We start from the raw sequence: 22,655 nt of genomic DNA, 5'->3' as shown, positions 1-22,655 counted from the left end.
CCGCCCCGAGAAGGGGACGGGCCTCGCATGTCGTGATAGCGATGCCGGATCATCGACCGTTCGGCGAGGCCGTACGATGACCGGTCCGGTTGGCCCCGTATCCGGGCGCGGCTTTGAAAACACGGCCCCGATACGAGATCCAAATCAGTTCGCGATGACCTTGACGATCACCTCGTCGAGCGCCTCGGTACAGGCCGCTTCATCGCCTTCTTCGGCCATCTCCCGCGCCTCCTGCAACGCGGTGCGGGCATCGATGACGTTTTCGCCGGCATTGCCGGATTCATCGGCCTCTTCGACCGCCGCCGCTTCTTCGACCTCGTCCTGCACCGGCACCACAGGCTCCTCGCCGTCGGCATCGGGTGCGGTGCCGGTCTCTTCGGTGTCCGATACGGCACCGCTGTCCTGCACCGCCTGCGCCTCGCGCGCGCCGGCCACGGCCTGACCGCTCGACGAGGCGGAGATCGCCTCCTTGGCAGCGAGATCGAGCAGTCGCTCGAAATCGTCGATCCGCCCGGCGCAGTCATGCGCGAGGGCGGGACCCGCCAGCAGGGAGGCGGCGATGGCCGCCCCCAGTGTCGTCCTGAATGTCGTCACGCTGGCTCTCCCTTTCAGCTGCGCAGTTGATCGGCGATCGGCAGGCGGCGGATGCGCTTGCCGGTGGCCGCGAAGACCGCGTTGGTGATCGCGGGCACGACAGGGGGCAGGCCCGGTTCGCCGACGCCGCCGAGCGGACGGTCATAGGCCGCGTCGCTGCCGACGAAATGCACGTCGATCCGCTTGGGCGCCTCTTCCATGCGCGGAATCAGGTAGCTGTCGAAGTTGTCCTGCACCGCGCGCCCCTCGGCAAAGGTCACCTCGGTCATCAGCGCCTGCCCGACACCCATGATCACCGCGCCCTCCATCTGGCTGCGGATGCGGTCGGGGTTCACATGCGCGCCGCAATCGATGGCGATCGAGACGCGGGGCACCGTGACCCGGCCGTCGACCACCTCGACCTCGGCCGCCACCGCGACATAGGAGACGAAGCTGTAATGCCCGGCGATGCCGAGGCCCTGCCCTTCGGGCATGTCGCGACCCCATTCGATGCCCTCTGCCGCCGCCTCGACCACCGCCGCCATGCGCCCGGTATCGATCGGGTAGACATCCGGGTTCTCGCCGTAGTTCCAGACATCGCCCTGATTGGTCGGGTCGATCTGCCGCGGCGGCCCGATCAACTCCAGCAGATAGTCCTTCTGGTCGCGCCCCGCCGCGTCCGCGAGCTCGGCCGCGAAGGACTGGATCGCGAAGGCATGCGGGATGTTCGAGACCGAGCGGTACCAGCCGATGCGCACATGCGCCTGCGCCTGCGGGTTCTCGGCGCGGATGTTCTCGACCGCCAGCGGCATGTTGAGAAGGCCCATGCCAAGCTCGAAGGGCAGCTTCTGCGCCGGGTCGGGCGCGAAGATCGAGCCGATGGTCGGCGCCGCCGTACGATGCCGCCAGGCCACGGTCTTGCCGCTCTCGTCGAGACCGGCCGACATCTTCTCGACCGAGACGGTGTGGTAGTAGCCGTGGTGGATATCGTCCTCACGGGTCCAGGTGAGCTTGACCGGCGCGCCGTCCATGGCCTGGCTGAGGATGCCCGCCTCCAGCACGAAATCGGGCTTGGACTTGCGGCCGAAGCCGCCGCCCAGCAGCGTCACGTTCACCTTGACCGCGTCCTCGGACAGCCCGAGCCGCTCGGCCAGCCTGAGCCGCGTCACTTGCGGCGCCTGCACGCAGGCCCAGGCCTCGGCCTTGCCGTCCTTGATCTCGACCACCGCGGCCGGTGGCTCCATCGGCGCCTGCGCCAGATGCGGGACGTAGTATTCCGCCTCCACGGTCTGGGCCGCGCCGGATGCCGCCTCGTCGTAGTCGCCCTCGTCACGGATCACCTTGCCGCCCGGCGAATTCGCGGCCTGTGACAGGGTCTCGCGGTAGGACTCGCTGTCATAGTCGGCGTTGGGGCCATCCTCCCACTCCATCTGCAGAGCGTCGCGGCCCTTCATCGCGAGATAGGTGTTGCGTGCGATCACCGCGACCCCGCCCAGCGGCGCGAACTCGGTCGGAAACTCGGCCGGATCGATCTGCACCACCTTCTCGACACCCTCGATGGCGAGCGCCGCGCTGTCGTCGAGCGAGGCCACCTTGCCGCCATAGACCGGCGGGCGCGCGACCACGGCATGGAGCATGCCGTCGCGCTTCACGTCGATCCCGTAGGTCGTATTGCCGGTGGTGATATCCATGTTGTCGACGAGACCGATCGAGCCCTTACCGATATAGCGGAACTCGGACGGGTCCTTGAGCGCGAGGCTGTCGCGCTCGGGCACCTCGAGATCCATCGCCGCGGCGGCAAGCTCGCCATAGCCCAGCGACTTGCCCGAGTTCGCATGGCTCACCTTGTGGCCATCGGCCTTGACCTCGGAGACGTCGACGCCCCACTGATCGGCCGCCGCCTGCTCCAGCATGGTCCGCGCGGCGGCGCCGGCGCGGCGCAGCGGCATGAAGTGATGCCGCAGGCTGCGCGAACCGTCGGTGTCCTGATTGCCGTATTTCTCTTCGTCGCCCGGCGCCTGGTCGACGCGGACATTCTCCCAGTCCGCGCCAAGCTCGTCTGCCACGACCATGGCGATCGAGGTGCGCACGCCCTGCCCCATCTCCTGACGGTGGCAGGTCACGGTGACGACGCCGTCCTCGGCGATGGCGATGAAGATCTTCGGATCGTCGCGCCATCCATTGGGCATGGCATCACGGCCGAATTCCGGCTCTTCCTCCTGCGCCCGTCCGGGGCGCGGCAGCCCCACGGCCAGAACGAAGGCTCCGGCGCCCATGCCCCCCAGAAGTCCACGGCGGCTCACATTGGTGATCGACATCTTCCGCATCACTGCGCCTCCGCTTCCGAAGTGCCGGACTTGGCCGCCGAGGCCTGCTTCACGGCGGCGCGAATGCGCGGATAGGTCCCGCATCGGCAGAGATTGGCGCTCATCACCGCGTCGATGTCCTCGTCCGTGACGGTATCGTACTGGTCGACGAGAGCCGCGGCCTGCATGATCTGGCCGGCTTGGCAGTAGCCGCACTGCGCGACGTTGAGATCGCGCCACGCCACCTGCACCGGATGGTCACCCTGCTCCGACAGCCCCTCGATCGTGGTGACCTCGGCGCCTTCGAGCACGCCGATCGGCGTCACGCAGGCAAAGGACGGCGCGCCGTCGATATGCACGGTGCAGGCGCCGCAGGCCGCGATGCCGCAGCCGAACTTGGTCCCGGTGAGCCCCATCTCGTCGCGCAGGACCCACAGCAGCGGCGTGTCCTGATCGCCGTCGAACTGCCGCTCCTCGCCGTTGATGACTAATGTGACCATGCGGTTGTCTCCCGTGCGTTTGGCTCCCGGCGGCTCGTTCTGCCGGATGTCGCTGAGGGGGCCATCTGGCCCGCAAGTGCCATCCGTCCAGTCGGCGGGCGTGATTTTCGATGCTGCACGGCCATTTGACCTCAAGGTCGCGTGGAACCCGCACCGTCTTCCCGGAATTGATATCGGTATTCGCGCGCCTGTCGCGCACATCATGCCATTTGCGCCGAGAGGATCCGTATCATGAGATTGCTGACCGCCCTTGCGACCACCACGACCCTGCTGGCCGCCCCCGCCATGGCGCAGGACATGGAAGCCGACGTCGCCAACGGCGAATCCGAATTCGCGCGGCAATGCGTCAGCTGCCATGTCATCGCAGACGAATCGGGCGAGGTGCTGGCAGGCCGCGCCGGGCGCATCGGCCCGAACCTTCATGGCGTGATCGGCCGGCACCCCGGAGCGGTCGAGGATTTCCGCTACAGCGACGCGATTGTCGCCTACGGCGAACTGGCCCCGGGCGATGACAAGACCGGCACCGCGCCGACCGGCGGCGACTTCGAGAACGTGGTCTGGGCGCATGACAACACCGTCGCCTACCTGCAGGACCCGACCAGCTTCCTGCGCGAGGCGCTGGATGACGAGCGCGCCCGCGGCAAGATGGCCTACAAGGTCCGCGACGAGCAGACAGCCATCGACATCTCCGCCTATCTCGCGACCTTCAGCCCTGATTTTGAGGTCGCCGAAGGCGAGTCCGGCGGCGCCGAAGATGCCGAAACCGAGGCGGAAACGGATGGCGAAGCCGAAATGACCGACGGCGCGGCCGAGGCCGAGATGGAAATGGATGGCGAAGCCGATACGACCGAGGGTGACGACGCCTCGGACGACACCGCGAACTGATCCCGGCGGGGCCGCCCACGAGGCGGTCCCCTCTTCTTCGGCCACGATCCTCACGGTATGCGCCGTCTTCCGGGGCCAAGCCCCGATCCCGACATCCAGGAGCACCGTGATGCTTGATCACAGCGGCCGGACGGAACTGCATGTCGCCGGGGCGACTGACGCGCCGCGCTTCGGCCTGACGGCAGCCGAGGTCGAACCGGCGCTCGAAGCGCTCGCCCTGCACAGTGGCGTGCTGGCCATGATCACCGGGATCGACGGCGCCTTTTATCGCCCGCTCGGGGCCGTGATGGCCTTTCCCGATGGGGCTAAGCCGATCGGCCGGCTATCCTCGGGCTGCATCGAAGGCGACCTTGCGATCCATGCCCAGGCGGTGCGGCAGGAGAACCGATCCCGCAGCCTGCGCTATGGTCGCGGCTCGCCCTTCGTCGATATCCGCCTGCCTTGCGGGAGCGGCATCGACGTGACGCTCGTGCCTGTCATGTCCGGCGCGTTCGATGCGACGCTTCGGACGATCTCGGCACGCCGGCACGCCGTACTTGCCCTGCCGGGCCTGCCGTCTCTGGAGATCCGCCCGGACCCCAGGATGGCCGTGTTCGGCACGGGTCCGGAGGCCGAAACCTTTGCGGAGCTTGCGCGCGCCGCGGGCTACCCGGTCGAACGGCTCGAGCGGCCGGAGACAGCGCGCATCGATGCGGAAACGGCGGTGGTGCTGTTCTTTCATGATCATGAACGCGAGCCGGACATCCTGCGAACGGCGCTGCGCAGCCCGGCCTTCTGGATCGGCGCGCAAGGCAGCCGCACCGCGCAGACGCGCCGCCTCGATCTTCTGCGGGACGAAGGTTGGGATGCAGAGGCGCTGGCACGGCTGCGCGGCCCGATTGGCCTGATCAAGGGCACCCGCGACCCGCGCGTGCTCGCGGTGTCCGTGCTTGCCGAGATCGTCGAGGCGGCGACCGCCCCGGATCGCCCATCCCCGTCCCGACCCCGCTGCGTCTGAAAGCGAAGCGCCCTTCGGCGGGCAGGATGCCCCTCCTCGCGCCCTTGCGAATGAAACCACTTGGGATTCCTGCTAAGTCGGATCATGACATTCCCTAGGGAATGCCTCGCGACTTCAGGCGGAAGGAAAGCCCATGCGATTCCTGCGACGGGTTCTTGTCGGCCTGTTCCTGATGGCCCTGACGGCGGCGCTGCTCGCGCAGGCTGGCCGTCAGATCTATGGCGCAGTCAGCGAAGCGATGTCGCAGGAGCCACGCGATTTCACGCGCGAGGAACAGCCGCAGATCGTCGAGACCGTGCCCTATGAGCCCGGGACTATCGTGCCGGTGATGACCGCTTATGGAGAGCTGCGCGCGACTCGGCAGCTGGCGCTGCGCGCGCCCTTGGGCGGCATCGTCATCGAGACCGGCGCGGCATTGGTCGAAGGTGGCAGGGTCGAGGCAGGCGAGATGCTGCTCGAGATCGACCCGGTCGAGGCGGAGGCGGCGCTGGCCCGGGCCGAGGCGGACCTGTCGGAAGCCCGCGCCGCCGAGCGCGACGCCGAACGGGGGCTGGAACTAGCGCGGGACTCGCTTGCGGCGGCTGAGACACAAGCGGCATTGCGCGAGGCGGCACTGGCGCGCCAGCGCAACCTCGAAGGGCGCGGCATCGCCACCGCCGCCGATCTCGAAGCCACCGAGTTGGCCGCCTCCTCGGCAGCGAGCGCGGTGCTCTCGGCGCGCGAGGCGTTGCGCGCGGCAGAGGCGCGCATCGATCAGGGCGCGATCGCGCGTAGCCGGGCCGAGATCGCCCGCGACGAGGCGCGGCGCTTGCGCGACAGCACCACCCTGACCGCACCCTTCGGCGGCGTGCTCGCGGGGGTGTCGCTGCGCGAAGGCGCGCGCGTCACCGCCAACGAACAGGTGGCCGAACTGATCGACCCAACGGATCTGGAACTGGCGCTGCGCCTCTCGACCGCCCAATATGCGCGGCTCGCGGCCGGCGACGGAAGCCCGGTCGGCGCGCCGCTCACCGTCATGCTCGACACCGGCCCTGACGCACCGCGCGTGCCCGGCCGGATCATCCGCGAGGGCGCGAGCGTGGCCGAGGGTCAGACCGGGCGGCTGCTCTTTGCCCGGATCGAGGATGCGCCCACGCTGCGTCCGGGCGATTTCGTCACCGTGGAGATCGAGGAGCCACCGCTCGGCGACGTGGCCCGCCTGCCCGCCTCGGCACTGGGCGCGGACGGCACCGTGCTGGCGTTGCGCGGCGAACGGCTCGAAGCGGTGCCGGTGACGTTGCTGCGTCGGCAGGGCGACACGGTGCTGGTGCGGGCCGAGGCGCTCGATGGAGCCGAGTTGGTCGCGACCCGCACGCCGCTCCTCGCCGACGGGATCAGGGCCCGTGCCGCCAGGCCCATGGAAACACGGGCCGAGGAGACAGGCCGGGCGCAGGGTGCACGCGCGGAAGATGAGGACTTGATCGCGCTCGATGCCGCGCAGCGCGAGCGCCTGCGGGAATTCCTGCGCACCGACACCGAGCTTCCCCAGGCGCGTCGCGCGGCGCTGCTCGACCAGATCGAGGCCGACCGCGTGCCCGCCGCGCTGGTGGCGCAGATCGAGCGGAGGATGGGCGGATGAGCGGGCTGCCCGCGGGCGGGATACTCTCCTATTTCACCCGCCACCCGACCGCGGCGAACCTGCTGCTGGCGCTGATGCTGGTGGCGGGGCTGCTTGCGTTGCCGAACATGCGGGCGCAGTATTTCCCCGACATCGTCATCGACCGGATCTCGGTCACGGCCGAATGGGAAGGCGCCGGTGCCGAGGATGTCGACACCGGTATCGTGCAGATCCTCGAGCCGGCGCTGCGCACGGTCGATGGCGTCACCGGCTCGGAGGCCACCGCGTCCGAAGGCCGCGCTTCGGTCAGCCTCGACTTCGCGCCGGGCCACGCCATGGACCGCGCCGAAAAGGACGTGGCGACGGCGATCGACGGGCTGAGCGGCCTGCCCGAGGGGGTCGAGACGCCGGAACTGCGCCGCGCCGCGTGGAGCGACCGGGTCACCGACATGGTGCTCACCGGTCCGGTGCCGCTCGACCGGCTGGGCCGGATCGCCGACGACACCGTGGCGCGGCTGTTCGAGGCGGGCGTCACACGCGCCACGGTGCAGGGCCTCGCCGCGCCGCAGATCCTGGTCGAGGTCTCGACGCTCTCGCTGATCCGCCATGACCTGTCGCTGTCGCAGATCGCCGAGGCGGTGGCCCGCGAGGCCCGGGCCAATCCCGCGGGCGAGGTGTCGGGCGCGGCGCGGCTGCGCACCGGTCAGCCCGCGCAGGCGCCCGAAGAGGTCGCCGCCATCGTGCTGCGGCAGCAGCCCGACGGGACCAGCCTCAGCTTGGGCGAGGTGGCCGAAATCCGGAGCTTGGGGCCCGGCCGCGACCGCGCCTATTTCGTGGACGAGGACCCGGCGTTGCTGATCCGGGTCGAACGCTCGGCCGAGGGCGACGCGATCGGATTGCAGCGCGAGGTCGAGGCGGTTGCGCGCGAGATCCGTACCGGTCTCCCCGAGGGCGTGAGCCTGCAACTTACCAACAGTCAGGCCGAACAGATCTCGGGGCGGCTCGCGCTGTTGCTCGACAATGGCCTGACCGGCCTGGCACTGGTGCTGGCGCTGCTGTTCCTGTTTCTTAACACCCGTACCGCGATCTGGGTGGCGGCAGGCATCCCGGTTTCAATGCTGGCGGCGCTTGCCCTGATGCATGCCGCCGGTCTCACGCTCAACATGATCTCGCTCTTCGCACTGATCCTGACGCTGGGCATCGTCGTCGACGATGCCATCGTGGTGGGCGAACACGCCGATTGGCGCGCGCGCCGGCTGGGCGAGGACCCCGAAAGCGCCGCCGAGCGGGCGGCGCGGCGCATGTTCCTGCCGGTCTTCTGCGCCTCGCTCACCACCATCATCGCCTTTTGGGGCCTGGTGCTGATCGGCGGTCGCTTCGGCGACCTCATCCGCGACATCCCCGTCACCGTGATCCTCGTGCTCGTGGCGAGCCTCGTGGAATGCTTCCTCGTGCTTCCCAACCACCTGTCGCATGCGGCGGCGGCCGCGCTGCGGCCACGCTGGTATGACTGGCCCTCGCGGCAGGTGGACCGGGGATTCCGCGCCCTGCGAGAGCGCGGCTTCCGACCGTTGATGGGGCTGGCGGTCCGAGCCCGCTACGCGGTGGTGGCGGGAGCGCTGCTGGCCTTGTCAGGACAGGTGGCACTGGTGATCTCGGGCGAGGTGCAGTGGCGCTTCTTCTCGGCACCGGAGCGCGGTTCGGTCACCGGCAACTTCGCGATGCTGCCCGGCGCCACGCCCGAGGACGGCATGGCGCAGCTGCGCGAAATGCAGCGCGCCGCCGATGCGGTGGCGATGCGTTTCGAGGCCGAGACCGGCGTGAACCCGGTCACCAACGCGCTGGGCCAGATCGGCGGCGGCGCCGGGCGCGGCCTCTCGGGCACCGACGACCGCGAACCGTGGCAGTTCGGCGGCCTCTCGGTCGAGCTGATAGAAGCCGATCTGCGGCCCATCTCCAGCGGCGAGTTCCTGGCCGCATTGCAGGAGGAGATCGTCACCCTGCCCGCCGCCGAGACGGTGAGCTTTCGTAGCTGGGGCGCGGGCCCCGGGGGCGACGCCATCGACGTCGAGATCTCGGGCGCTGGGGCCGAACGCCTGAAGCGCGCCGCCGAAGCGCTCAAGGCACGGCTCGCGACCTATCCGGAAATCTCGGGGCTGGAGGATTCGCTGCCCTGGGACAAGGAGGAGATCGCGCTTGCCCTGACCGCGCGCGGCCGGGCGCTGGGCTTCGACATCGACGGCCTCGGCGCCGAGCTGCGCGACCGGCTGGGCGGCATCGAGGCGGCCAGCTACCCGGTCGGGGCGCGGCAGGCGACGATCCGGGTCGAATTGCCCGAAGACGAGATCGCCGCCGATTTCCTCGACCGGACCCTGCTGCGCAGCGAAGCGGGCGACTGGCTGCCCTTGGCCGATATCGTCACGGTGGAGCGGCGCGACGGGTTCTCGACGCTCCGGCGCGAGAACGGCCTGCTGCTGGTCTCGGTCAATGGCGGGCTTGACGATGAGGATGCCGACCGCGCAAGCGCGATCATGACCGAGATCGAGACCGATATCCTGCCCGCGCTCGAAGCCGAGTTCGGCGTCGTCACCGCCTTGTCGGGCCTCAGCGAGCAGGAGGACGAGTTCCTCGGCGACGCGCAGGTCGCGCTGATCCTCTGCCTCACCGGGATCTATCTGGTGCTGGCCTGGATCTTCGGCAGCTGGAGCCGGCCGCTGGTGGTGATGTCGATCGTGCCATTCGGCCTCGTCGGGGCGATCTGGGGCCATGCGTGGTGGGGCATCCCGCTGTCGATGTTCTCGGTGATCGGGCTGATCGGCATGGTCGGCATCGTCATCAACGACTCGATCGTTCTGGTCACCACCATCGACGAGCACGCCCGCACACGCGATCTGGTCGCCTCGGTGATCGACGGCGCCTGCGAGAGGCTGCGCCCGGTCTTCCTTACCACCGCGACCACGGTGCTGGGACTGAGCCCGCTGCTCTACGAAGGCTCGGCGCAGGCGCAATTCCTGAAGCCCACGGTGATCACGCTGGTCTACGGGCTGGGCTTCGGCTTCGTGCTGGTGCTGTTCGTGGTGCCGGCGCTGGTAGTGATCGGCGCCGATATCGGTCGGCTGCTGCGCTCGGCCCGGCGCGGGCTCAGGCGGGGGCTGCGCGCGGCATGGCTCGGGGCCGGGATCGGGGTGGCGCTGTTCGCTCTGCTGCTCGTGCCGCCGCTCCTTGGCACGGTACCGCTCGCACCCGCACTGCCAAGTGAATTCTGGCCCGCCTTCCTAGTCTACGCGCTGCTGCTGGCCTGCGGGTTGGCGGCGATCCTCGCCTTCTCCGCCTTCACGGGACGCTCCGGGCGGCGTTCCTAGCACGCCCGTCTCGAACTCTTTCCCAGAGCACGACGAGCCAGACGATACCCCATCCAGGGGAGGAGCATCCCTTTCGGATAGAGCCACCCCTTTTCATATTGAACCTTTCATTTCCTGAACTATACCGTTCGGTTCAGTTTGACGGGATTCGCTATGAAGACTGGTGACGGTGACGATATGGCGCCGGGCGAAAGGCTGCTCAGCCTCGCGCTGCTCTACTGGGCGATGCATGAACGTTTGGAATGCCCCCTACCGGGACTGACCAAGCAGGAGCGCCTGATGCTGCTGAAGCTCGGTGCGCCCGCCCGGATGGGGCAGCTGGCCCGCGAGATGCAGGCCCTGCCCTCGACCGTCACGGCGCTGGCCGACGGGCTCGAATCGCGTGCGCTGGTCGCACGGCGGCGCGATCCCGATGATCGCCGCGCCTGGCTGCTCGAACTGACACCACGAGGGCGCGAGATGCGCCACGAGATGCTGGAGCTGCTCGAACGGGTCTGGCGCGAGGTCACCGGCCTCGCCCCCACCGAGCTCGACCGGCTGGAAGCGCTGCTCCTCAAGACCCGCGACAACATCAAGGCCAACGGCCTGCCAAAGGGATTTCCTCTATGACACGTATGTTCCTCCTCGCCGCGCTGCTCGCGCTCGGTGCGGGCCAGCTGGCCGCGCAACATGCGCAGGACACGCCCCGCCCCGTGAAGCTGATGACGGTGGAGGCCGAGAGCGCGGGCATCAGCCGTCAGTTCTTCGGCCGGATCGCCGCGCGCCAGACCGTCGAACTCGCCTTTCAGGTCAACGGGCAGATTATCGAATACCCCGTGCTCGAGGGTGAGACCGTGGACAAGGGCGGACTCGTGGCCGCGCTCGACCCCGAACCCTTCGACCTGGCGCTCGAACAAGCCAAGCTGCGTCAGGCCCAGGCCGACCGCGAGCTTGAGCGGCTGAGCCAGCTCAGCCGCTCCACGGTAAGCGAGGCGGCGCTTCAGGATGCGCGCACCGCCGCGGAACTGGCCGCGGTGAGTGTGCGCGACGCCGAGCGCGCGCGCGACAAGGCCAGCCTCGAGGCCCCGTTCGAAGCGCTGGTCGCCGAGCGTCTCGTCGCCAACTTCACCACCGTCTCGGCCGGCACGCCGATCGCGCGGCTGCACGACATGTCGGCGCTGCAGGTCGAGATCGAGGTGCCCGAGATCCTGTTTCAGCGCGCCGGGCGCGACCCGGACATGGATCTGAGCGCCCGCTTTCCGGGCAGCACCGAAAGCTATCCGCTGAGCATCGCCGAGGTCACCTCGCACACCACCGCGCTGGGCCAGACATTCCGGCTCAGCCTCTCCTTCGATGCCGAGAAAGCGCCGCAGGTGCTGCCCGGCTCGTCGGTCACGGTCACGGCAAAGCTGCCGGGCGGCGCCGGGGGGATCTCCGTGCCGACCGCCGCGCTGGTCCCCGCCCCCGATGGCAGCGTCTCGGTGATGCTGTTCGAGGAGGGCGACGAGAGTGCCCGGGTTGCGGCTCACCCGGTCGAGATCGAGCCCACCGAAGATGGCGGCTTCATCGTCACCGAGGGGCTCTCGGGCGGCGAGGAGATCGTCGCCGCGGGCGCGGCCCGGCTCGAAGACGGTCAGGCGGTACGCCGCTTCACCGGCTTTCCCCAGTAAGCAGGAGCGCAAGGCATGAACATCGCACGCGCATCGATCGAGAAGCCGATCCTGACATGGCTGCTGATCCTCGGCTGCCTGTTCGGCGGCATCTGGGGCTTCGCCACGCTGGGCCGACTCGAGGACCCGTCCTTCACCATCAAGGCGGCCGTGATCTCCACCTCCTATCCCGGCGCCTCGGCCGAACAGGTCGCCCGGGAGGTCAGCGAGCCGCTCGAATCCGCGATCCAGAAGATGGGCGAGGTCGACCGCATCACCTCGGTCAATCGCCCCGGCGTCTCGCTGATCGAGGTGGAGATGAAATCCACCTATGACGGCTCCGCCCTGCCCGGCATCTGGACCAAGCTGCGCGCGCGCATCCGGGACGCGGCGCGCGATCTGCCGCCGGGGGTGAACGAGCCGCTGGTCAATGACAGCTTCGGCGACGTGTTCGGCCTTTACTACGCCGTCACCGCGCCGGGCTTCGAGGATGCCGAGATCCATCGCCTTTCCACCTATCTGCGGCGCGAGCTGCTGGCGGTCGAGGGCGTGGCCGATGTCGATCTCGCGGGGCTGCCGCAGGAGGCGATCTTCGTCGAGCCCGACCTCGCTCTGTCAGTGGCGCAGAACCTGCCGGTCCAGTCGGTGCTCGGCGCGATCTCGGAGGCGGATTCGGTGGTGCCGGCCGGCACCGTCGAGACGGGCGGCCAGCGCACCGTGATCGAAGCGCCCGAGGGCTCCGACAGCGTGTCGGAGATCTCCGGTCTCTCGGTCGGGGTCGGCGGCGAGGTGATCAACCTCTATGACGTGGCCGAGGTGTATCGCGGCCGGGTCGAGCAACCTTCGCTGATCGTGCGCCATGACGGAACCGAGGCATTCACCTTCGGCGTCGCCGGCCTGTCGACCGAGAACATCGTCGAGGTCGGCAAGCGCGTCGATGCCCAGCTCGCCACGCTGTTCGCCGAGATGCCCGCGGGCGTCGAGCTGCACCCGATCTACCAGCAGCACGAGGTGGTCGAGGAGGCGTCGAACGCCTTCCTCGTCAACCTCGCCATGTCGGTCGGCATCGTAGTGGCGGTGCTGGCGCTGTTCATGGGCTGGCGCGCGGCGGTGGTGGTCGGCGTGACGCTGCTGCTCACCGTGGTCGGCACGCTGTTCTTCATGGCGATCTTCGCGATCGAGATGGAGCGGATCTCGCTCGGCGCGCTGATCATCGCGATGGGCATGCTGGTCGACAACGCCATCGTGGTGGCCGAGGGGATGCAGATCGCGATGCTGGGCGGGCAATCCTCCCGGCAGGCGGCGGGCGAGACGGCGGGCAAGACGCAGGTACCGCTCCTGGGCGCCACGGTGATCGGCATCATGGCCTTCGCGGGGATCGGACTGTCGCCGGACGCCACCGGCGAGTTCATGTTCTCGCTCTTCGCGGTGATCGGCATCTCGCTGCTGCTGAGCTGGGTGCTGGCGATCACCGTGACGCCGCTGCTCGGGCACTACTTCTTCAAGCGCGGCGAAGCGGGCGGTGCCGGCGCCTATGAGGGCGCGCTGTTCCGCGCCTATGCCGCGACGCTGCGCGGCGCGCTGCGCGCGCGCTGGCTTGTGGTGGCGGCGCTGATCGGAATCACCGTGGTCTGCTTCGCGGGCTTCGGACAGGTCCGGCAGCAGTTCTTCCCCAACTCCAACACGCCGCTCTTCTTCGTGCATTACAAGCTGCCACAGGGCAGCACGGTGCAGCAGACCGCCAGCGACCTGGCGCAGGTCGAGGCCTGGCTCGCGGAACGCGACGAGGTGGTTTCCTACACCAGCTATGCCGGCGGCGGGGCGACGCGCTTCATGCTCACCTACTCGGCCGAGAAGTCCAACCCGAGCTATGGGCACATGATCATCCGGACCAACGGTATCGACGAGATCCCGGCGCTGGCCACCGCGCTCGAGGAATTCGGCCGCGAGGCTTTGCCCGAGGGCGAGTTCCGGACAAGGCGGCTGGTCTTCGGCCCGGGCGGCGGCGATCCGATCGAGATGCGGGTTTCGGGACCCGACCCTGAGGTGCTGCGCGAGATCGGCGATCGGGTGATCACCGCGATGGCGGACGCCTCGCCCGACATCCTGCAGCCACGCACCAATTGGCGCGAGCCCGAACTGGTGATCCGGCCCGATTACGCGACCGAGCGCGCGCAAAGCGCCGGGATCGACCGCGACGATGTCGCCTCGGTGCTGCGCTTCGCCACGGATGGCATCGAGGGTGGCCTCTATCGCGAGGGCGAGCGGTTGATCCCGATCGTGGTGCGCGAGCCGCGTGATGCCGAGACCGGGCTGCGCGACCAGCCGATCTGGTCGGAGACCGCGCAGCAGTTCCTGCCGATCGAGCAGGTGATCGACGGGCTCGGCCACGAAGTGCGCGACACGCTGGTGCATCGCCGCGACCGGGTGCCCACCCTGACCGTCGGCGCCGACATCCCGCCCGAGCGCACCGCCGCCGAGGTCTTCGCGCAGGTCCGCGCCGCGGTCGAGGCGGTCGAGGTGCCCCCGGGCTACGCGCTCCACTGGGGCGGCGAGTTCGAAAACTCGGCCGATGCGCAGGAGAGCCTCGGCAAGCAGCTGCCGCTTTCGCTTCTGGTGATGGTGCTGATCTCGGTTCTGCTGTTTAACGCGATCCGCCAGCCGGTGATCATCTGGCTCTTGGTGCCGATGTCGGTCAACGGCGTGGCGCTGGGGCTGTTGGGCACCGGGTTGCCCTTTACCTTCACGGCGCTTCTAGGCCTGCTGTCGCTCTCGGGCATGCTGATCAAGAACGGCATCGTGCTGGTCGAGGAGATCGACCTCGTGCGGGCCGAGGGCGTGCCCCTGCGCGAGGCGATCGTCACCGCCAGCGTGTCGCGTCTGCGCCCCGTGGTGCTGGCGGCGGCGACGACGATCCTCGGCATGCTGCCGCTGCTCTCGGACGCGTTCTTCGTGTCGATGGCGGTGACGATCATGGGCGGCCTCGCCTTCGCCAGCGTGCTGACGCTGATCGCGGCGCCAGTCTTCTACGACCTGTTCTTCTTCCGTGGCGATAGGCGCGCGCGGGCTACGGCCGCCGCCGTTCCCGCCTGAGGCGGTTTCGTCCCGGCCCCCTCGGGGGGCCGGGGCGGCAAGGATCAGGCCAGCAGCCTCGCCATCCGCCGCAGCGCCAATTCGTAGCCCTGCACGCCGAAGCCCGCGATCACCCCCTCGGCGCGCAGCGAGACGTAGGAGTGATGGCGAAAGCTCTCGCGCTTGTGGACGTTGGAGATATGCACCTCCAGCACCGGCCCCTCGAAGGCGTTGAGCGCATCGAGAATCGCGACCGAGGTGTGGGTATAGGCGGCCGGGTTGATGATGATCCCCGCCGCATCCTCGCGAGCGCGGTGGATCCGGTCGATGATCTCGCCCTCGTGGTTTGACTGGAACATCTCCGTCTCCAGCCCCAGCTCGGCCGCCAGCGCCGCGCAGTCGCGACCGACATCCTCGAGCGTGTCGTGCCCGTAGATCTCGGGCTGCCGCTTTCCCAGCAGGTTCAGGTTCGGCCCGTTGAGAATGCAGATCCGTGCGGCCATCGATGTCACTCCTCCGGTTCGGCTCGGAGAAGGTATGACCAGAAGCGGCCCCGGCATAAAGGGAATTGGCGCGGTCCGCCCCGTTTTCGAGGGCGGGCCGCGTCGTCTCAGGCGGCTTCGGGCCGAGGCACGGGCTGCGCCATGGCGAGGAGCGCCGCGATCTCCGGGCGGCAGGAGCCACAATTGCTGCCCGCACCCAGCGCCTCGGCAATGGCGTCGAGGCTCGTCGCGCGTCCATCGGCGATCGCCTCGCGGATCGTGTTCACGCCGACATTGAGACAGGCGCAGAGCACCGGGCCGGGATCGGGGCGCCCAGCCGCCGCGCGCCCGGCCAGCGCCTCCGCGCCGTCCTGTCCCAAGAGCCTCGCGAGATGGGCGCGCGACAGCGCCACCGGCTCGCGCGAGACGAACAGCGCCGCGCGCAGGCGGCCCTCCTCGACCAATGCCAGCCGCTCCAGCCCGCGCGCCGGGTCGGAGACCCGGACGATCTCGGCATCGGGCAGGTCGAACATCCGCCGCGCCTCGGCCTCCCAATCCGCCGGCGCGTCGGGTCCGGCCATCTCGACCTGCCAGCCATCGTTGCCCCGGCTGCGCGCCCAGTAGCCGCAGTCCGGCTCGGGACGCGAGACCGAGACCGCAAAGCCGAACCAGCCAGCGGCATAGGGTGCGACGGAGACCGCCGCCGCCTTGCTTTCGGGCTGGCCCGAAACCGGGTCGGTCCGAGCCGCCACCAGCGCGTCGACGCGACCCGTGGGCGCGGTGTCACCGCTCCAATGGATCGGCGCGAAGACCTCGCCCTCGCGCACCCGGTCGGTCACGAGTACCCGCAGCACGGCGCGACCCGTGGCGCCGCGCAGTTCCGCGAGCCCCGCGGGGGCGAGGCCGAGGCGCGCGGCGTCGTTCGGGTGGATCTCGACGAAGGGCTCGCCCATGTGCCGATTGAGCCGCGCCGCGCGCCCAGTGCGGGTCATGGTGTGCCACTGGTCCCGGATGCGCCCGGTGTTGAGCCGGAACGGGCGTGCCTCGCAGGTCTCGATGGCCAAGGCACGCGCGCTGACCGGGATCATTCGGCCCCGCCCCGAGGGCGTGAAGAACCAGCCATCGCCGAAGAACCGACCGCCCTGCCGGGTACCCGCGGCGGGCCAGCGGAACGGTGCCAGCGCGGCATAGCCCTGCGCGTCGAGCGCCGCGTGATCGGAAATGTCGAAATCACCGCCGAGGCGCCCGGCGATACCCGACAGCGCCGCATGTTCGCGAAACACCGCCGCCGCATCCGGCCAGTCAAAAGCCTTGGCCCAGCCCATGCGACGGCCGACCTCGGCGAGGATCGCCCAGTCTGTCCGCGCCTCGCCCGGCGGCGGCAGCACGGCGCGCTGGCGGCTGATCGTGCGGTCCGAGTTGGTGACGGAGCCGTCGCGCTCGCCCCAACCGGCGGCGGGCAGCATCACATGCGCCAGCCGCGCGGTGTCGGTGCGATCGGTGATGTCGCTCACCACGACGAAATCGCAGCCGGCGATGGCATCGCGCACCCGGTCCGCCTCGGGCATCGAGACGGCGGGGTTGGTACAGATGATCCAGAGCGCCTTGATGCGTCCCTCCTCGACGGCGCGGAACATGTCGACGGCCTTGAGACCGGGCCCTTTCGGCATCGCGGGGGCGGCCCAGAACGCCTGCACTGCATCGCGATGCGTATCATTCTCGATGTCGAGATGGCACGCCAGCGTGTTGGCCAGCCCGCCGACCTCGCGCCCGCCCATGGCGTTGGGCTGGCCGGTGACGCTGAACGGTCCCATGCCGGGGCGGCCAATGCGGCCCGCGGCAAGGTGGCAGTTGAGGATCGCGTTCACCTTGTCGGTACCCGATGTCGACTGGTTCACGCCTTGGCTGAACACGGTGACGACCTTCTCGGTGCCGATCCACATGTCGCAGAAGGCGGCGATCTGCGCCGAACTCAGCCCGGTGCGCGACACGTCCTCCGCATGGGCGGCGGCCAGTGCCTCTTCCATGCCGTCGAGATGGCGCGCGAAGCGCAGGTCGCGGGCGCCGCGCCGGTCGATCTGCGAAAGCAGCGCGTTGAACAATGCCACGTCCGCCCCCGGCGCGATGGCGAGGTGCAGGTCGGCGATGTCGCAGGTGGCGGTGCGGCGCGGGTCGATGACGACGACGCGCATCGCGGGCCGCTCGGCCTTGGCGGCGGCGATGCGCTGGTACAGCACCGGGTGGCACCAGGCGAGGTTGGAGCCGGTCAGCACGACGAGATCCGCGAGTTCGAGATCCTCATAGTTGCCCGGCACGGTGTCGGTGCCGAAGGCGCGCTTGTGACCCGCCACCGTCGAGGCCATGCAGAGCCGCGAATTGGTGTCGATATTGGCAGAGCCGATGAAGCCCTTCATCAGCTTGTTGGCGACGTAGTAATCCTCGGTGGTCATCTGCCCCGAGACGTAGAAGGCGACGCTGTCGGGGCCATGTTCCGCGATGGTCTCGCGGAACCGCTCGGCCACATGGTCGAGCGCCGTGTCCCAATCCGCTCGCGCGCCATCGATCACCGGGTGCAAAAGCCGGTCCTCGTGACCCGTCGTCTCGCCCAGCGCCGTGCCCTTGGAGCAGAGCCGTCCGCGGTTGGCAGGGTGGTCCGGATCGCCGCGCACCGTCAGGCCGCCCTGCCCGTCCGGCTTGGCGAGCACGCCGCAGCCGACCCCGCAATAGGCGCAGGTGGTGCGGATCTCGCCGGGCTGCGCGGAGAGATGCGCGGGCCCGGTCATGCCGCCGCCCTGCGGCCCACCGCGTCGCCGTCGAGCAGCAGCCGTCCGTTCTCGACGCGCAGCGGATAGGTCGGGATCGAACCCTCATCCGCGCCCTGCGCCTCGCCGGTTTCCAGGCTGAACACCCAGTTATGCAGCGGACAGGTCACGGCGCGGCCATGCACGATGCCCTCGGACAGCGGCCCCCCCTTGTGCGGGCAGCGGTCGGAGGCGGCGAAGACCTCCGCTTCGCCGGTGCGGAACAGCGCCACGCAGCCGACCGGCGTCTTGACCAGCCGCGCGCCGCGCAGCGGGATGTCCTCGAGAGCGCCCACATCGATCCAGCTCATTCCGCAGCCTCCAAAGTAAGATCGGCCAGCGGCTGGAAGCGGCGCGCAGCCGCCGGTTCGGCCCGCTCGGCCCAAGGGTCCTTTTGATAGATCGTCTGGCTCAGGTCGAAGCGCGCCACGAGCGCCGCGCGCTCCGTTGCGTTCGACAGCGCCTCGCGCACCCATTCCATGCCGACCTTGGCGATCCACTTGTAGGGCCGGTCGAGATACTTGGCATGCTCGCGGTAGAGCTGCACGAAGGCCACCGCCCACTCCTCCGCCTCGGCCTCGGTCGCGACCTTCACCAGCGGCTGGATCTCCTTGAGGTCCATGCCGGCCGCGCCACCGACGCCGATCTCGAAGCCACTGTCGACGCAGACGATGCCCAGATCCTTGCAGGTCGCCTCGGCGCAGTTGCGCGGGCAGCCCGACACCGCGAGCTTGACCTTGTGCGGCGTCCACGACCCCCAGAGCCGCTTTTCGAGTTTCACGCCGAGCCCGGTGCTGTCCTGCGTGCCGAAGCGGCAATGCTCGCGCCCGACACAGGTCTTCACCGTCCTGAGCCCCTTGGAATAGGCGTGCCCCGAGACCAGCCCGGCCTCGTTCAGATCGGCCCACATGGCGGGCAGGTCCTCCTTGCGCACGCCCAGAAGATCGATGCGCTGGCCGCCCGTCACCTTGACCGTCGGCACGCCGTACTTGTCGGCGGCATCGGCGATGGCCCGTAGTTCACGCGCGTTGGTCAGCCCGCCCCACATGCGCGGCACCACCGAATAGGTACCGTCCTTCTGGATGTTGGCATGGTTGCGCTCGTTGACGAAGCGCGACTGCGGGTCGTCCTGATATTCGAGCGGCCAATCGGCCAGCAGGTAGTAGTTCACCGCCGGGCGGCAGACATGGCAGCCATTGGGCGTGCTCCAGCCCAGTTCCTGCCAGACGGCGGGCTGCGACTTCAACTCCTGTGCCTTTATCAGGCGGCGGACATCCTCATGGGTGAGGTCGGTGCAGCTGCAGACCGGCTTGGCCGTCGGCATGACGAAATCATCGCCGAGGCTGAGTGCCATGACCTGCTCGACCAACCCGGTGCATGTACCGCAGGAGCCCGAGGCCTTGGTCACGGCGCGCACATCCTCGATGGTCGTGGCGCCACCCTCGACGGCTTCCACGATCCGGCCCTTGCACACGCCGTTGCAGCCGCAGATCTCTGCGTCAGCCGGTAAGGCTGCAACGGCCGCCATAGGGTCCGCCTGGGCGCCCCCTTGAAAGGCGGGCCCGAAGATCAGCGTGTCGCGCATTTCCGAGACGTCCTCGCGGTCCTTGATGAGACCGTGGAACCACGCCCCGTCGGCGGTGTCGCCATACATCACCGCGCCGATCAGCCGCTCGCCTTCCAGCACGAGGCGTTTGTAGACACCGCGTGCCGGGTCGCGGAACACGATGTCCTCGCGCCCCTCGCCTTCCGTGAAATCACCCGCTGAGAACAGGTCGCAGCCCGTGACCTTGAGCTTGGTCGCCACCTCCTTGGGCTGGAACGCCGCGTCGCGGCCCAGAAGCGTCTGCGCCAGCACCTTGGCCTGATCGTAAAGGGGTGCCACGAGGCCGAAGACCGCGCCGTTGTGTTCGACGCATTCGCCCAAGGCCAGCACGTCCGCGTCGGAGGTCACCATCCGGTCGTCGACATGCACGCCGCGCCCGACCGCAAGGCCGGCGGATTTCGCGAGCGCGACGCTGGGCCGGATGCCCACCGCCATCACCAGCAGGTCGCAAGGCAGCTCGGTACCGTCGTCGAGCATGAGCGCCTTCACATGGCCGTTCTCGCCCAGGATCTCCTTGGAGTTGGCCGAGCACATCACCTTGATGCCCTTGTCGGTCAGGGCGCGGCGCAGGAGATATCCCGCCGCCTCGTCGAGCTGGCGCTCCATCAGGTGGCCCATGATGTGCACGACGGTCACGTCGACGCCACGCGCGGCCATGCCGGCGGCCGCCTCGAGCCCGAGAAGACCGCCGCCGATCACCACCGCCTTCGCGTCCGGTTTGGCCGAGAGGCCCATCATCCGCTCGGTGTCTTCGAGGTCGCGGTAGGGGATCACGCCTTCGAGGTCGTGACCCGGCAGCGGGATCATGAAGGGGTCGGAGCCGGTGGCGATGACGAGCTTGTCATAGGGCACCGCGCCCTTCTCGCCGACGACGATCTTTCGGTCGCGGTCGATCTCGACCACCCGCTCGCCGAAGCGGCAGGTAATGCCATGGGTCTCGTACCAGTGGTCGTCATGGGTGACGATCTCGGCATAGGACTTTTCGCCAGACAGCACCGGCGAGAGCATCAGCCGGTTGTAGTTGCCGCGCGGCTCGGCGTTGAACAGCGTGGTCTCGTAGGCGGAGGGGTCGCTTTCGATCAGGCTCTCCAGCATCCGGCCCGAGGCCATGCCGGCGCCGATGACGACGAGTTTCTTGGTCATGGCGGTCACTCCGCTGCGATGGCGCTGGGCGCCGGTTTGGAGGGGGTGCGGCCGTGCTCGTATTCCTCGAGGAAATCGAGCACCTCCTGCCGGTAGTGGTAGTAGTCCGCGTGTTCCAGCAGTGCCTTGCGGGTGCGCGGACGCGGTAGCTTCACATCGACGATCTTGCCGATCGTGGCGCGCGGGCCGTTGGTCATCATCACCACCCGGTCGGCCAGAAGGATCGCCTCGTCGACGTCATGGGTGACGCAGACCGCCGTGGTCTTGGTGCGATCCCATACATCCATGAGTACCTCCTGCAGCTCCCAGCGGGTCAGGCTGTCGAGCATGCCGAAGGGCTCGTCGAGCAGCAGCAGCTTCGGGGAGAGCGCGAAGGCGCGGGCGATGCCGACGCGCTGGCGCATGCCGTTCGACATCTCGGACGCCATCCGGTCCATCGCGTCGCCCAAGCCGACCCGTTCGAGGTAATGCTCGACCACCTCCTGCCGCTCTGATTGCGAGGCACGGGGATAGACCCGGTCGACGCCCACGGCGACGTTCTCGCGCGCGGTGAGCCAGGGGAACAGCGACGGGCTCTGGAACACCACCGCCCGCTCGGGATCGGCGCCCTCGACATGGCGGCCGTCGAGCTTGATCGCGCCCTTGGAGATCTCGTTGAGACCGGCGGCCATGGTCAGCACGGTGGACTTGCCGCAGCCGGAATGGCCGATCAGCGAAATGAACTCGCCCCGGTTCATCTTGAGATTGAAGTCCTCGACCACCGTGAGCGGCCCCTTGGGCGTCGGGTAGACCTTGTGCAACTGGCTGAAGTCGAGGAAGCGTTCCTCGATCAGCCCCTCCTGCGCCTGCTTCTGCGCGGCGGGCAGGTCGTGGCTCCAGTCATGAACGGGACGGATGTCCGGCAGAGGTCGCGTACCCTCGACCTTGGCGGCGATGCCGACATCCATGAGATAGCCTGTGACCTGCCCGCGCAGCGCCTTGAAGGCGGCGTCGGAGTTCATCGCCGAGCGGTCACGCGGACGCGGCAGCGTCACCTTCACGGCTTCGCCCAGGGTGCCGTCGGGGTTCAGCGGCACGATCCGGTCGGCCAGCAGGATCGCCTCGTCCACGTCATTGGTGATCAGCACGCAGGTGGTGCGCTCGCGTTCCCAGATCTCGAGGATCTCGTCGGCAAGATTGGCCCGCGTCAACGCGTCGAGCGCCGAGAGCGGCTCGTCCAGGAGCAGCACCTCGGGCTCTATCGCCAAGGCGCGTGCGACCGAGACGCGCTGGCGCATGCCGCCCGACAGCTCGGCGGGGCGGCGGGTCGTGGCATGGCCCAGCCCCACCATCTCGATATAGCGCTGCGCCTTGGCGGACTTCTCGGCCTTGGACAGCTCGGGATGCACCGCCTCGACCGCGAGCATGACGTTGCCCGCGACCGTGAGCCATGGCATCAGCGAGTAGCTCTGGAACACCAGCCCGCGCTCGGGGCCGGGGCCGGTGACGGGCTTGCCCTTGAAGGTGACGGCGCCCCGGTCGGGGGTCACCAGACCGGCCATCAGGTTCATCAGCGTCGACTTGCCGCTGCCCGAAAAGCCGAGGATCGCCACGAACTCGCCCTGGCCCACGTCGAGATCGATGCCCTTGAGCACGTCCTTGCGGGTCTTGCCCTCTCCGAAGCCCTTGGAGACGTTGTCGAAGTTGAGAATGCTGGTCATGGC

General features: G+C 68.9%; 15 protein-coding genes. 7 read left to right on the top strand and 8 right to left on the bottom strand.

What is annotated here, in order from left to right:
• Nucleotides 1–144 precede the first annotated feature (144 nt).
• Genes ACRAQ3_RS03515 through ACRAQ3_RS03505 form a run of 3 tightly spaced genes read right to left on the bottom strand, consistent with a single transcriptional unit; the run spans nt 145 to nt 3,379 of the window.
• A complete protein-coding gene (locus tag ACRAQ3_RS03515; RefSeq protein WP_269396423.1) occupies nt 145–594 on the bottom strand; it encodes a hypothetical protein in 450 nt (149 codons plus the stop codon).
• A gap of 14 nt (nt 595–608) precedes the next feature.
• Nucleotides 609–2,900, bottom strand: a complete 2,292-nt coding sequence (locus tag ACRAQ3_RS03510) for a molybdopterin cofactor-binding domain-containing protein (RefSeq protein WP_432255699.1) — start codon at nt 2,898–2,900, stop codon at nt 609–611.
• Nucleotides 2,900–3,379, bottom strand: coding sequence for a (2Fe-2S)-binding protein (locus ACRAQ3_RS03505; protein WP_085894430.1), 480 nt, complete (start codon nt 3,377–3,379; stop codon nt 2,900–2,902). Before ACRAQ3_RS03505 ends, ACRAQ3_RS03510 begins: the two co-directional genes overlap by 1 nt.
• Before the next feature lie 231 nt (nt 3,380–3,610).
• On the opposite strand from ACRAQ3_RS03505, the gene ACRAQ3_RS03500 reads away from it, so the two are divergent.
• From ACRAQ3_RS03500 to ACRAQ3_RS03470, 7 genes are all read left to right on the top strand, one after another.
• The gene (locus ACRAQ3_RS03500; protein ID WP_432255698.1) at nt 3,611–4,264 is read left to right on the top strand and encodes a c-type cytochrome; all 654 of its coding nucleotides are present in this window, start codon (nt 3,611–3,613) and stop codon (nt 4,262–4,264) included.
• Nucleotides 4,209–5,261, top strand: coding sequence for an XdhC family protein (locus ACRAQ3_RS03495; RefSeq protein ID WP_432255697.1), 1,053 nt, complete (start codon nt 4,209–4,211; stop codon nt 5,259–5,261). The genes ACRAQ3_RS03500 and ACRAQ3_RS03495 overlap by 56 nt, the downstream gene beginning before the upstream one ends.
• Nucleotides 5,262–5,394: 133 nt before the next feature.
• On the top strand, nt 5,395–6,879 hold the full coding sequence (locus ACRAQ3_RS03490; RefSeq protein WP_432255696.1) for an efflux RND transporter periplasmic adaptor subunit: 1,485 nt from the start codon (nt 5,395–5,397) through the stop codon (nt 6,877–6,879).
• On the top strand, nt 6,876–10,220 hold the full coding sequence (locus ACRAQ3_RS03485; RefSeq protein ID WP_432255695.1) for an efflux RND transporter permease subunit: 3,345 nt from the start codon (nt 6,876–6,878) through the stop codon (nt 10,218–10,220). Before ACRAQ3_RS03490 ends, ACRAQ3_RS03485 begins: the two co-directional genes overlap by 4 nt.
• A 153-nt stretch (nt 10,221–10,373) precedes the next feature.
• Nucleotides 10,374–10,829, top strand: a complete 456-nt coding sequence (locus tag ACRAQ3_RS03480) for a MarR family winged helix-turn-helix transcriptional regulator (protein ID WP_432255694.1) — start codon at nt 10,374–10,376, stop codon at nt 10,827–10,829.
• Nucleotides 10,826–11,869 carry an efflux RND transporter periplasmic adaptor subunit gene (locus ACRAQ3_RS03475; protein ID WP_432255693.1) on the top strand — a complete coding sequence of 348 codons (1,044 nt, stop codon included), beginning with the start codon at nt 10,826–10,828 and terminating at the stop codon, nt 11,867–11,869. Before ACRAQ3_RS03480 ends, ACRAQ3_RS03475 begins: the two co-directional genes overlap by 4 nt.
• Before the next feature lie 15 nt (nt 11,870–11,884).
• Nucleotides 11,885–14,941, top strand: coding sequence for an efflux RND transporter permease subunit (locus tag ACRAQ3_RS03470; protein WP_432255692.1), 3,057 nt, complete (start codon nt 11,885–11,887; stop codon nt 14,939–14,941).
• A 44-nt stretch (nt 14,942–14,985) separates the two neighbouring features.
• On the opposite strand, the gene aroQ is transcribed toward ACRAQ3_RS03470, so the two are convergent.
• The 5 genes from aroQ to ACRAQ3_RS03445 all read right to left on the bottom strand — a co-directional run bounded on the left by aroQ (nt 14,986) and on the right by ACRAQ3_RS03445 (nt 22,652).
• A complete protein-coding gene (aroQ, locus tag ACRAQ3_RS03465) occupies nt 14,986–15,423 on the bottom strand; it encodes a type II 3-dehydroquinate dehydratase (RefSeq protein WP_432255691.1) in 438 nt (145 codons plus the stop codon).
• 107 nt (nt 15,424–15,530) lie between these two features.
• A complete protein-coding gene (locus tag ACRAQ3_RS03460; protein WP_432255690.1) occupies nt 15,531–18,185 on the bottom strand; it encodes a molybdopterin-dependent oxidoreductase in 2,655 nt (884 codons plus the stop codon).
• Nucleotides 18,182–18,514, bottom strand: coding sequence for a nitrite reductase small subunit NirD (gene nirD / locus ACRAQ3_RS03455; RefSeq protein ID WP_269396413.1), 333 nt, complete (start codon nt 18,512–18,514; stop codon nt 18,182–18,184). Before nirD ends, ACRAQ3_RS03460 begins: the two co-directional genes overlap by 4 nt.
• Nucleotides 18,511–20,952 carry a nitrite reductase large subunit NirB gene (gene nirB, locus ACRAQ3_RS03450; protein WP_432255689.1) on the bottom strand — a complete coding sequence of 814 codons (2,442 nt, stop codon included), beginning with the start codon at nt 20,950–20,952 and terminating at the stop codon, nt 18,511–18,513. The genes nirD and nirB overlap by 4 nt, the downstream gene beginning before the upstream one ends.
• 5 nt (nt 20,953–20,957) lie before the next feature.
• A complete protein-coding gene (locus tag ACRAQ3_RS03445) occupies nt 20,958–22,652 on the bottom strand; it encodes an ABC transporter ATP-binding protein (RefSeq protein WP_432255688.1) in 1,695 nt (564 codons plus the stop codon).
• Nucleotides 22,653–22,655 lie beyond the last annotated feature (3 nt).

The organism is Limimaricola sp. AA108-03, from assembly GCF_050847355.1.
GTDB lineage: Bacteria > Pseudomonadota > Alphaproteobacteria > Rhodobacterales > Rhodobacteraceae > Limimaricola.
Note: the sequence above shows the minus strand (reverse complement) of the source record. Positions and strands in the feature narration are given on the sequence as shown.

Bases quoted from the DNA above. Each gene is read 5' to 3' on its own strand.
- ACRAQ3_RS03510 (WP_432255699.1), bottom strand. From the start codon at position 2,900: ATGCGGAAGATGTCGATCACCAATGTGAGCCGCCGTGGACTTCTGGGG.
- ACRAQ3_RS03505 (WP_085894430.1), bottom strand. From the start codon at position 3,379: ATGGTCACATTAGTCATCAACGGCGAGGAGCGGCAGTTCGACGGCGAT.
- ACRAQ3_RS03500 (WP_432255698.1), top strand. From the start codon at position 3,611: ATGAGATTGCTGACCGCCCTTGCGACCACCACGACCCTGCTGGCCGCC.
- ACRAQ3_RS03495 (WP_432255697.1), top strand. From the start codon at position 4,209: ATGGCGAAGCCGATACGACCGAGGGTGACGACGCCTCGGACGACACCG.
- ACRAQ3_RS03490 (WP_432255696.1), top strand. From the start codon at position 5,395: ATGCGATTCCTGCGACGGGTTCTTGTCGGCCTGTTCCTGATGGCCCTG.
- ACRAQ3_RS03485 (WP_432255695.1), top strand. From the start codon at position 6,876: ATGAGCGGGCTGCCCGCGGGCGGGATACTCTCCTATTTCACCCGCCAC.
- ACRAQ3_RS03480 (WP_432255694.1), top strand. From the start codon at position 10,374: ATGAAGACTGGTGACGGTGACGATATGGCGCCGGGCGAAAGGCTGCTC.
- ACRAQ3_RS03475 (WP_432255693.1), top strand. From the start codon at position 10,826: ATGACACGTATGTTCCTCCTCGCCGCGCTGCTCGCGCTCGGTGCGGGC.
- ACRAQ3_RS03470 (WP_432255692.1), top strand. From the start codon at position 11,885: ATGAACATCGCACGCGCATCGATCGAGAAGCCGATCCTGACATGGCTG.
- aroQ (WP_432255691.1), bottom strand. From the start codon at position 15,423: ATGGCCGCACGGATCTGCATTCTCAACGGGCCGAACCTGAACCTGCTG.
- ACRAQ3_RS03460 (WP_432255690.1), bottom strand. From the start codon at position 18,185: ATGACCGGGCCCGCGCATCTCTCCGCGCAGCCCGGCGAGATCCGCACC.
- nirD (WP_269396413.1), bottom strand. From the start codon at position 18,514: ATGAGCTGGATCGATGTGGGCGCTCTCGAGGACATCCCGCTGCGCGGC.
- nirB (WP_432255689.1), bottom strand. From the start codon at position 20,952: ATGACCAAGAAACTCGTCGTCATCGGCGCCGGCATGGCCTCGGGCCGG.
- ACRAQ3_RS03445 (WP_432255688.1), bottom strand. From the start codon at position 22,652: ATGACCAGCATTCTCAACTTCGACAACGTCTCCAAGGGCTTCGGAGAG.